A 10898-nucleotide genomic window follows, 5' to 3' on the forward strand; every position below is an offset into this window, starting at 1 on the left:
GTGGTTTGCATTGCGAAGCATCGCACCGTTGAATCCACGCATGCGGATCAGGGCAGGTGGACCGGCCGACGCGCCGGTGGTGCTGGGGTTCCTCGACGAGGCCGTCGCGTGGATGGTCGAGCGCGGGCAGACCGGGCAGTGGGGGACGCAGCCGTGGTCGGAGCGGCCCAAGATGGTCGACCGGATCAACCGGATGGCCGCGGACGGGCTGTGGATCGCCGAGCTGGACGGGCAGCCTGCGGGCGCGATCGTGCTGGGCACCGAGCTGCAGGAGTGGATCCCGCCGGTCGACGAGCCGGAGCTGTACGTGCAGCTGCTGGTCTCCTCCCGGCGGTTCGCCGGGCGCGGGGTCGGCAGCGGGCTGCTGGACTTCGCCAAGGGGCGCGCATCCGGCAAACTGCTGCGCGTCGACTGCTGGGCGGGCAACAATGGCCGCTTGGTCGCCTACTACGTCGGCCAGGGCTTCACCCCGACCCAGACCTTCACCGTCGGGGAGTGGCCGGGGCAGGTGCTCGAACTGCGACCGTGAGGGGCGGCGATGGTCTTCCGGCTGGCGGTGCTGCTCAAGGGGGCCGACGGCGCCGGGCAGGTGCTCGTCGCGCTGCTGCTGGCCGCCGTGCCGCCCGCGGCGATCTCCGGCCTGGCCAACGCCGTGCTGACCCGCGACCTCATCGGCGACGTCGACGGCGGCATCGCCCACCAGCTCTCCCAGCACTACGCGGACGGGCGGGCCTTCGCCGTCGGCTTCCTCCTCGCGCACGGCGCGGTCAAGCTCGCCCTGGCCGCGGCCCTGCTGCGCGGCAAGCTCGCGGCGTTCCCGGTCGCGTGCGTGGTGCTGGCGGCGTTCGTCGTGTTCGAGGCGGCCAGGGCGGTGCGCACGGGGTCGGTCGCGCTGGCCGTGCTGGCCGCCGTCGACACCTTCGTGGTGGTCGCGGTCACGCGCGAGCTGCTGCGCCGACCCGACTTTCGTCAGGGGTAGCGCCTGCCCATCGGCAGGCGATCCGGCGCCCGCCGCGGCCCTAGCGTCGCGGCTGTGATCGAACTGCGGAACCTGACCAAGCGCTATAAACACACAGTCGCGGTGGACGGCATCGACTGCACCATCCACTCCGGACTCGTCACCGGCTTCCTCGGGCCCAACGGCGCGGGCAAGTCCACCACCATGCGGATGATCCTGGGACTGGACGAGCCCACCAGCGGCACCGCGACGGTCGGCGGCGTGCGCTACGACCGGCTGCGGCACCCGCTGCGCACCGTCGGCGCGCTGCTCGACGCCCGCGCGGTGCACCCCGGCCGCTCCGCGCGGGCCCACCTGACCGCCCTGGCCCGCGCCACCGGCCTGCCGACGCGCGCGGTCGACGCCGCCATCGCCCGGGTCGGCCTGGCCGAGGTCGCGGGCAAGCGGGCGGGCGCGTTCTCCCTGGGCATGGCCCAGCGGCTGGGTATCGCCGCCGCGCTGCTGGGCGACCCCGCGGTGCTGATCCTCGACGAGCCGGTCAACGGGCTCGACGTCGACGGCGTCCGCTGGATCAGGGCGCTGCTGCGCGACCTGGCCGACGAGGGCCGCGCGGTGTTCGTCTCCAGCCACCTGATGGGCGAGCTGGAGCTGATCGCCGACCGGCTGCTGGTGATCGGCCGCGGCAGGCTCATCGCCGACGCGCCGGTGGCCGAGGTGATCGCCCGCTCCGGCGCGGCCGTCCGCGTGCGCACCCCCGACCCCGGCGCGCTGCGCGCCGCGCTGGTCCGGGCGGGCGCGCAGGTCCGCCCGGCGGGCGGGCACGAGCTGTCGGTCACCGGCATGGCCGCCGAGCGGGTCGGCGACATCGCCCACGCCACCGGGGTGGCGGTCCACGGCCTGACCACCGAGCAGGCCTCCCTGGAACAGGCGTACCTCGACCTCACCGCGGGCAGCGTGGAGTACGGGGCGGGCCGATGAGGTACGCGATCGCCGCCGAGTGGACCAAGCTGTGGTCCGTGCGCGCCACCCTGTGGTGCCTGGTCGCCGCCGCCGGGCTGATGGCGGTGATGGTCGGCGCCAACGGCCTGGCCATCCACGGCCAGCACGACGACGGCGTGGCCGACCGCGTGCCCGCCGCGGCGACGCAGCTCCCGGTCGAGGCCACGGTCTACCTGGTCCAGTTCGCCGCGGCCGCCCTGGCCGCGCTCATGGTCACCAGCGAGTACGCCCACCGCGGCATCCTGCCGACCCTGCAATCGGTCCCGGTGCGCTGGCGGGTGCCCGCGGCGAAGGCCGTCGTCGCCGCGGTGACGCTGTTCGCCGTCGGCGCGCTCCTCGCCGCGCCCGCGGTCTGGCTGGCCGACGCCACCCTCGCCGAGCACGGCGCGGCCTACACCACCGGCGACACCGTCCACACCGTACTGACGATCGGGCTGTACCTGGCGCTGATCGGCGTGCTGGCCATCGGGATCGCCACCGCGCTGCGGCACATCGCCGGGACGCTGCTGGCGCTGTTCGTGCTGCTGATGGTGCTGCCCGTGGCCATGCAGCTCAACGAGACCTTCCGCGACCTGTCGCACTACGTCCCCGGGATCGCGGGCATCGACCTGATGGAGGGCACGCACCCCGCCCGCGGCGCGCTCGTCCTGGTCGCCTGGGCGCTGGCCGCCCTGGCCGCAGGCATCGCGGTCCTGCGCAGGCGCGACGCCTAGACCAGCCCCGCCTCGTAGGCCAGGATCGCCGCCTGCACCCGGTTGCGCACCTCCAGCCGCCCCAGGATGGTGCTCACGTGGGCCTTCACCGTGCCCTCGACCAGGTGCAGGCGGCGGCCGATCTCGGCGTTGGCCAGCCCCGCGCCGACCAGCGCCAGCACCTCGCGCTCGCGGGCGGTCAGCGCGGCGACCCGCGCCCTGGCCCTGGTCCGGCGGCCGAGCAGGCCGGACGGGCCGTCGGCCAGCTCGGCGATCACCCGGGCGGCGACCTTGGGCGAGAGGTAGGCCGCGCCGCCCGCCACCGCGCGCACCCCCGCCAGCAGCTCGCGCGGGTCGCCGGACTTGAGCAGGAACCCGCCCGCGCCGTCGCCGAGCGCGCGGGCGATGTACTCGTCCTCGGCGAAGGTCGTCAGCACCACGACGCCGGTCTCCGGCACCGTGCGGCGGATCTCCGCGCCCGCGGCGAGGCCGTCGAGGCGGGGCATGCGGATGTCCAGCAGCGCCACGTCCGGGCGGTGCGCCTGGACCAGGGCGACGGCCTCGCGCCCGTCGGCGGCCTCGGCGACCACCTCGATGCCGGGGTCGGCGGCCAGGATCGCGCCGACGCCCGCGCGCACCATCGCCTCGTCGTCGGCGAGCACGACGCGGATCACCCGGCCTCCCCGCGGCCGTCGAACTCCTTGGGCACCAGGTCCTTGGCCACCAGCCGCTCCTCGTCGACGCACACCCGGTACACCGGCACCCGGAAGTCGAACAGCGCGCCGTTGCCCCGGTAGTAGTAGCACCCCGCGCCCGGCGGGTTGGGCATCCGGGGCGCGTCCAGCATCTCCATGTCGGGCAGCAGCTCCTCCACCTCGGCCCTGGGCTGGCCGATCCGCAGCGCGTCGAACCGCTGCCGGTCGAGCACCGAGTTGGTCACCGAGAAGGCGTAGAAACCGAACATGATCGCGATCAGCCCGGCGGCCAAGGCGACGGGGACGAGCACGGCGGCGACCAGCCCGCGCCGGGCGCTCCTGCGGGCGGCGGCGTACTCATCGGCCGCGGTCACCGCGGGCGCTGCGGAGTGCGGAAGCCGGGCGGTGACGGCGAAACCGCCCTCCACAGGCCCCGCGGTCAGCGCCCCACCCGCCTGCCGCGCCCGCTCGCGCAGCCCGATGAGACCGGTCCCGCCGCCGACCGCGCTGACCGGCTCAGCGGGCGGGCCGTTGACCACCGACACCGTCGTCTCCCCGGCGTCGGAGGTGATCCGCACCGACACCACCGCGCCCGGGGCATGCTTGGCCGCATTGGTCAACGCCTCCTGCACCACCCGATACACGGGCCGCTCCACCGCGTCGGGCACCGCGCCGTCGAGCGTCACCGCCATCCCCGACGCCGCCGCCCTGGCCACCAGATCCGCCACGGAATCGCGCCCGGGACTGGTCGGCGCAGGCCGCCCCTCCTCACGCAGCACCCCGATGATGTCGCGCAACCGCTCAGTCGCCGCGCCCGCCAACTCACGCAGCTCGCCCGCGGCCCTGCGGTGGCGCTCCGCGAGATCGGGAGCGACCTCCAACCCGGCGGCGCGCAGCGCGATCAGGGTCAGCTCGTGGCCGAGCGAGTCGTGCATGTCCTCGGCGATGCGGGCCCGCTCGCGCAGCCGCTCCCGCTCGGCGACGATGCGCTGCTCGCGCTCCAGCTGCTCGGCCCGCTGCCAGCCCGCGGCCACCAGCTCCGCCCGCTGGCGCAGGAACCGGCCGCCGAACCACGGGAAGACCACCAGGAAGACCAGCGCCAGCACCGCCCAGAACCACTGCATCAGCTGGTGGTCGAGCCTGCCGCGGGTCGCCGCCATCACCAGCGCGTAGGCCAGTCCTGCGACGGCGAACCCGGCGAAGGCGAGCACGGCGGGCCGCACGGCCGCCATCCGCCTGCCCGCCAGGAACGCCCCGACCATCGTGGCCACCAGGTACGAGGTGGAGACGATCCCGACGAGCGCGAGGACCGCCGTCCCGGTCGCGGTGAGCACCAGCGCGGCCAGCGGCCAGCGCCGGGCCAGCCCGCCGACGGCCAGCAGGGAGGCGATGAACGGCAGCGCCGCCCACGGCAGCGCCATCTCCCCGCGGAGGTTGCCCAGCGCCTCGGCCAGGTACAGCGCCGCGAGCACCACGCCGAGCGCGATGTCCGCCGCCCACCTGCCCCGAACTCGCACCCGCCGACGGTACAAGCCGCCCGACGGGGGCCGACACTGACGAAAGTAAGGGCGCCGAATCGGCCAGAATGGATATTCGGCCCAGCCGGATCGGCCATTCGGGCTAATGCCGCTTCCCCGGTGGAAGTGGCCATGCGACCTTTCGTACATCCGCGCGCTTTGTCTCGGACACCGAAGCGACCTAGGCTGCGGCGGATTTCTGTGGAAAGGCCGTTGGAGGCATGATCAATGCGCAATAGCAGAAGCGCCAGAGCTGTCGCGGGGGTGGCCGCCGCGGCCACCGCAGCGGCAGCCCTCGGCGTGGTCCCGGCGTCGGCCGACCCGACCGCACCCTCGATCAGTGAGATCCACTACGACAACGCCGGGACCGACACCGGCGAGGCCATCGAGGTCGACGCCCCACCCGGGTTCGACCTCGCGGGCTGGAAGATCGTCCTCTACAACGGCACCGGCGGCGCGGCCTACGACACCCGGACGCTGAGCGGGACCGTGCCCGCGGCCGGGGTCGTGGTCCAGACCTACCCGGCCAACGGCGTGCAGAACGGCTCCCCCGACGGCGTCGCCCTGGTCCGCCCGGACGGCTCGGTGGCCGAATTCCTCACCTACGAGGGCACGTTCACCGCCACCGGCGGCCCGGCGGCGGGCATGGCGGGCACCGACATCGGCGTCGCCGAGCCCGCCGACACCCCGGTCGGCTATTCGCTGCAGAAGGTCGACGGCGTGTGGCGCGAGCCCGCCCCGCACACCTTCGGCGTCCGCAACGGCACCGGCGGCCCGGGCCCCGACCCGGACCCGGTCGGCTGCGACCTCCCGGTCGACCGCACCATCGCCGAGGTGCAGGGCACCGGCGCCGCCTCCCCGCTGGTCGGCACGACGGTCACCGTCGAGGGCATCGTCACCGCCGACCACCGCACCGGCGGCTACAACGGCATCTACGTGCAGACCGAGGGCTCCGGCGACCGCGCCCCGGCCGCGGGCACCGCATCCGACGCCCTGTTCGTGTTCCTGACCACCAACCCGGCCAACCACCCGGACGTCGCCATCGGCGACCGGGTGCGGGTGCGCGGCAGCGTCAGCGAGTACTTCGGCCTCACCCAGGTCACCAGCACCAACGTGCAGGTGTGCGCGCACGACGCGCCGCTGCCCGCCGCGGTCCCGCTGACCCTGCCGCTGGACGACGCGGCCCGCGAGTCGGCCGAGTCCATGCTGGTCGCCCCGCTCGGCGCGTACACCGTCTCCGAGGTCTACGACACCAACCGCTTCGGCGAGGTCGTGGTGACCGCGGGCGACCGGCCCGCGCGCATCCCGACCGACCTGCACCGCCCCGCCACCCCGCAGGCGCGCGAGCTGGCGGCGGCCAACGCCGCGGCCCGACTGCTGGTCGACGACGGCTCCAGCCGCAACCTGTCCACCGCGGGCGCCGCGCCGCCGTACGTCTACCCGGACGCGCCGCTGCGCGTCGGCGACGCGGTGGAGGCGTTCGCGCCCGGCGTGCTGTCCTACGGCTTCGACGAGTGGCGGCTCCAGCCCACCCGCCCGATCGACGCGAGCACCCCGACCATCGGCCGCACCACGTTCAAGTCGGCCAACCCGCGCACCCCGGCCCCCGAGGCCGTCGGCGGCGACATCCAGGTGGCCGCGTTCAACGTGCTGAACTACTTCGTCCACTTCGGCGGCGAGGCCCGCGGAGCCAAGGACGCGGCCGCGCTGGCCAAGCAGGAGGCCAAGATCGTCTCGGCGATCACCGCGCTGGACGCCGAGGTCGTGGCCCTGCAGGAGATCGAGAACTCGACGCGCTTCTCCCCGGCCGACCCGCAGAAGGCGCTCAAGCGCCTGGTCGCCGCGCTCAACGCCGCCGAGGGCGCGGGCACCTGGGACTACGTGCGCTCGCCTGCCGAGCTGCCCGCGGCCGCCCAGCAGGACTTCATCACCACGGCGATCATCTTCAAGCCCGCCGCGGTGACCCCGGTGGGCGCGTCGAAGTCGGTCAACGACGAGTCGGTGTGGTTCAACGCGCGCGAGCCGATCGCCCAGACCTTCCGCTCGGGCGCGCTGACCTTCACCGTCGTGGCCAACCACCTCAAGTCCAAGGGCGACCGCGACGCCACCGGCGACAACGTCGACACCGGTGACGGCCAGGGCGCCTACAACGGCGACCGGGTCCGGCAGGCGCGGGCGCTGGTGGAGTTCGCGTCCGGCCTGGAGAACCCGCTGCTGCTGGGCGACTTCAACGCCTACACCGCCGAAGACCCCATGCAGGTCTTCTACGAGGCCGGCTACACCGACGTCAACGCCGCAGGCGAGGCGACCTACGTCTTCGGCGGCGAGTCCGGCTCGCTGGACCACGGCCTGGCCGCGTCCGGCCTGCGCCAGTTCGTCACCGGCGCGGACGTGTGGTCGATCAACGCCCACGAGTCCTTCGCCTTCCAGTACGACGGCCACCCGGACTTCTTCGCCCCCAACCCCTACCGGGCCAGCGACCACAACCCGATCGTGATCGGCCTGGAGACCTCGGGCACCGTCGAGCTGCAGCTGCTGTCCATCAACGACTTCCACGGCAGGCTGGAGTCCCCGGGCAACACCGCCGACGGCAAGCCGATCGGCGGGGCGGCCCAGCTCGCCGGGCTGGTCGACCGGCTGCGCGCGGAGAACCCGAACACGCTGTTCCTCTCCGCTGGCGACAACATCGGCGCGTCGACGTTCGTCTCGGCGATCGACGACGACAACCCGACGATCGATGCCCTCAACCTGATCGGCCTCGACGCCTCCGCGGTCGGCAACCACGAGTTCGACAAGGGCATGGCCGACCTGACCGACCGGGTCGCCCCGCGCGCGGACTTCCCGCTGCTGGGCGCCAACGTCTACCGCGGCGCCGAGCGCGCCCTGCCCGCCTTCGAGGTCAAGGACGTCGCGGGCGTCAAGGTCGGCATCGTCGGCGTGGTGACCGAGCAGACCGCGTCGCTGGTCAGCCCGGACGGCATCGCGGGCCTGACCTTCCGCGACCCGGCCGCCGAGGCCGCCGCGGTCGCCGCCGCCCTCAAGGACGGCGACGCGGCCAACGGCGAGGCCGACGTGGTGGTGCTGCTGGCCCACGAGGGCGCGGCCACGGAGAACATCGGCTCGATCGAGGAGCTGGAGTCCGACGAGGTGTTCAAGGACTTCATGAACCTCGGCGACGACGTGGACGTGATCTTCAGCGGCCACACCCACCAGCCCTACGCCTTCGTCGACGGGCAGCGCCCGGTCGTGCAGGCGGGCGACTACGGCAAGCTCCTGGGCCGCGCCACGCTGAGCATCGACGTGGCTGCCAAGGAGGTCGTCGGCGCGGGCTCGTCCCTGGTCGACGTCGTCGGCGCGACCCCGGACCCGGCCGTCGCGCAGCTCGTCGCCGACGCCAAGACGCGGGCCGAGGAGCTGGGCAAGGCGCAGCTGGGCTCGATCACCGCCGACATCAAGCGGGCCTTCACCCCCAGCGGCAACGAGGACCGCGGCAAGGAGTCGGTGCTCGGCAACTTCATCGCCGACGTCCAGCTCGCGGGCACCGCGGCACCCGGCCGCGGCGGGGCGCAGATCGCGTTCATGAACCCCGGCGGCCTGCGCGCCGACCTGCTGCACGCCCCCGACGGCGTGGTGACCTACGCCGAGGCGTTCTCGGTCCAGCCGTTCGCCAACGACGTGGTGACCAAGACCTACACCGGCGCGGAGATCAAGCAGGCGCTGGAGCAGCAGTGGCAGCCCGCGGGCGCGTCGCGGCCGGTGCTGTGGCTGGGCGTGTCCAAGGGCTTCCGGTACCTGTACCAGCCGGACAACCCGCAGGGCTCGCGGATCACCGGGATCTGGCTCAACGACGTGCCGCTGGACCCGGCGGGCAAGTACCGGGTCACGGTGAACTCGTTCCTGGCCGCGGGCGGGGACAACTTCGCCGCCCTCGGCGGCGGGACCGACCGGGCGACGACCGGCGACAACGACCTGACCATGCTGGTCGACTACTTCGCCGCGAACTCCCCGATCACCGCCGACCCGGCCCCCCGCTCGGCCATCGGCACCCCCGGCCCGGTCTGCGACCGGACGATCAGCGGTCGGCACAACGGTCCGCTGGTCCTCACCTCCGGCCTGACCTGCCTCGACGAGGCCGTCGTCAGCGGCCCGGTCGTGGTGCAGCCCGGCGCGTCGCTGCTGGCGACAGGCGGGCGGATCTCCGGCCCGGTCGCCGCGGTGCGCCCTGGGTCGTTCCAGGTGGTCGGCACCCGGATCGCCGGGTCGCTGTCGGTCACCGGGGCCACCGGCGCGGTCGCCATCGAGGACGCGCAGGTCTCCGGCCCGATCGCGCTGACCGGCAACGGCGGCGGCGTGGTCGTGGCGGGCAACACCGTCAACGGCCCGCTCTCCTGCTCGGGCAACACGCCCGCGCCGGTGGACGACGACCGGCCCAACACCGTCCGCGGCCCGGCCGCGGGCCAGTGCCGCGACCTCTGACGGCACGACGCTGAGGCCCGCCCGGTCACCCCGACCGGGCGGGCCTCACCCGTTCGGCGGATAACACCGCCGTCCGCACCCCGATTCAAGGGGGCGTGCTAGAGAACTCGCCCGCAGGTTTGCACCTCCTGGACCCGGTCGTCACGGTGACCGTCACCGGCGATGAGCACCACCAGCCGGTGCTGTCCCGCTACCCGGCCACCCCCGGCCTGGCCCGCCGCGTCGCCGTCGAGCTGCGCTGGCGCACCCCCGACCGCCGCACCATCGAGGTCCTGCTGGACGGCGCCCGCGTCGGCGAGCTGACCCACGCGCTGTCGGACCGCTACGCCCCCGCGATCGATCCCCTGCTCGCCCTGGGCGCCCGCCCCGGCTGCGAGGCCACGATCGTCCGCGGCCGCCGCGGCCTGCGCCTGGAACTCCACCTCCCGGCCACCCCCCAGCCGCCGACCCTGGCGGTCCCCGCGCCCCTGCCCACCAAGTCCAAGCGCGGCAAGGTGCCCCTCGCCTTCGCAGGCACCGTCACCGCGATGGTCGCCGTCATCGCCACCCTCGCCACCACCGGCGACGACACCCCCACCGCGGACACCGGCACCACCATCACCACCACAGCCCTCCCCTCCCCCACCACCCGCCCCACCAGCACCCGCCCAACGCCCGTCCGCCCAACAACCACCCGCCCGCCCACCACCACACCCCTCGCCCCCGAACCCACCGAAGCCCCACCCCCGCAAACCCCCGACCAGGACTGCAACCCCAACTACACCCCCTGCGTCCCCAACGACCCGGTGGACGTCGACTGCGCCAACGGCAACGGCAACGGCCCCTCCTACGTAGAGGGCCCCGTCCGCGTCATCGGCACCGACGTCTACGACCTCGACCGCGACAAGAACGGCATCGGCTGCCAATAAGCCCCACCTGCGACCGGCAGCCCAGGATCACCGCTTCACACGCAAGCGAAGCCCCACCGAAGCCGGGGCACCGCCGGAACGCGACCCAACCGCACCGTGGGGGTCTGGGGGTCGCCCCCCAGATATGACGACGGCCGACCCGGTTCGCGCTTTCCGCGAACACAGGTCGGCCGAGGCCCGTGGAGGTGCCGGGAATCGAACCCGGGTCCTCTGTCGCCTTGACAAGGCTTCTCCGTGCGCAGTTCGCTGTGCCTCTGCTCGGCCCTACCGATCACGCGAACTAGTCGGTATGACGGGCCCAGTCACTGTGGGTTTCCCGGCCAGGCCCCGTGACCGGGCCTGGTGGTGAGCCTCCTAGCTGATGCCGGCGAACCGGGGCGGAGGCACCCCCGGGCCGACAGACCCGATACTCGCTTAAGCAGCGAGCTCGTAGTCAGCGCGACTGTTAGTCTTGGCGCTTATTGTTTTGCGTTCGACGCTTGAGGTGGTCGTACGCCTGCACCTGCACGCTTCCCTTGACTCAACGTCCAGAGTCGAAACCGTTCACCCCCTCGTGGGACTGCTGTTGCACCCAGTCTAACGCCCGGCGTCCGCCGAATCATCCCGGTTACCGCGAGCGGGGGTGGGGACAGCCCTACCCCGGGCTCGGCGGC

8 protein-coding genes and 1 other RNA gene are annotated in these 10898 nt (G+C 73.6%); 6 read left to right on the plus strand and 3 right to left on the minus strand.

Going from position 1 to position 10898, the window contains the following annotated elements; genetic code table 11:
- Window positions 1-40: 40 nt before the first annotated feature.
- Genes ACWEPX_RS29005 through ACWEPX_RS29020 form a run of 4 tightly spaced genes read left to right on the plus strand, consistent with a single transcriptional unit; the run spans window position 41 to window position 2670 of the window.
- Entirely contained in the window at window positions 41-529 is a 489-nt protein-coding gene (locus ACWEPX_RS29005; protein ID WP_451900433.1) for a GNAT family N-acetyltransferase, read from the plus strand.
- A gap of 9 nt (window positions 530-538) precedes the next feature.
- Window positions 539-979 carry a DUF2127 domain-containing protein gene (locus tag ACWEPX_RS29010; protein WP_451900434.1) on the plus strand — a complete coding sequence of 147 codons (441 nt, stop codon included), beginning with the start codon at window positions 539-541 and terminating at the stop codon, window positions 977-979.
- A 54-nt stretch (window positions 980-1033) separates the two neighbouring features.
- A complete protein-coding gene (locus tag ACWEPX_RS29015) occupies window positions 1034-1936 on the plus strand; it encodes an ABC transporter ATP-binding protein (protein WP_451900435.1) in 903 nt (300 codons plus the stop codon).
- On the plus strand, window positions 1933-2670 hold the full coding sequence (locus ACWEPX_RS29020) for an ABC transporter permease (protein WP_451900436.1): 738 nt from the start codon (window positions 1933-1935) through the stop codon (window positions 2668-2670). The genes ACWEPX_RS29015 and ACWEPX_RS29020 overlap by 4 nt, the downstream gene beginning before the upstream one ends.
- Here ACWEPX_RS29020 and ACWEPX_RS29025 read toward each other — a convergent pair.
- Both ACWEPX_RS29025 and ACWEPX_RS29030 read right to left on the minus strand, forming a co-directional pair.
- Window positions 2667-3323 carry a response regulator transcription factor gene (locus ACWEPX_RS29025; RefSeq protein ID WP_451900437.1) on the minus strand — a complete coding sequence of 219 codons (657 nt, stop codon included), beginning with the start codon at window positions 3321-3323 and terminating at the stop codon, window positions 2667-2669. The genes ACWEPX_RS29020 and ACWEPX_RS29025 overlap by 4 nt on opposite strands.
- Window positions 3320-4861: a sensor histidine kinase gene (locus tag ACWEPX_RS29030; RefSeq protein ID WP_451900438.1), complete on the minus strand. Its 1542-nt coding sequence runs from the start codon at window positions 4859-4861 to the stop codon at window positions 3320-3322. Before ACWEPX_RS29030 ends, ACWEPX_RS29025 begins: the two co-directional genes overlap by 4 nt.
- A gap of 228 nt (window positions 4862-5089) precedes the next feature.
- Here ACWEPX_RS29030 and ACWEPX_RS29035 point away from each other — a divergent pair, with 228 nt between their 5' ends.
- Window positions 5090-9337 (plus strand): ExeM/NucH family extracellular endonuclease, encoded by a 4248-nt coding sequence (locus ACWEPX_RS29035; protein WP_451900439.1) that lies wholly within the window; start codon window positions 5090-5092, stop codon window positions 9335-9337.
- Window positions 9338-9432: 95 nt separating this feature from the next.
- On the plus strand, window positions 9433-10245 hold the full coding sequence (locus tag ACWEPX_RS29040; protein ID WP_451900440.1) for a hypothetical protein: 813 nt from the start codon (window positions 9433-9435) through the stop codon (window positions 10243-10245).
- 177 nt (window positions 10246-10422) lie between these two features.
- Here the strand turns inward: ACWEPX_RS29040 and ssrA are convergent.
- Window positions 10423-10796, minus strand: a transfer-messenger RNA (tmRNA) gene (gene ssrA / locus ACWEPX_RS29045).
- Window positions 10797-10898: the final 102 nt, after the last annotated feature.

It is taken from the genome of Actinokineospora sp. NPDC004072 (genome assembly GCF_053604195.1).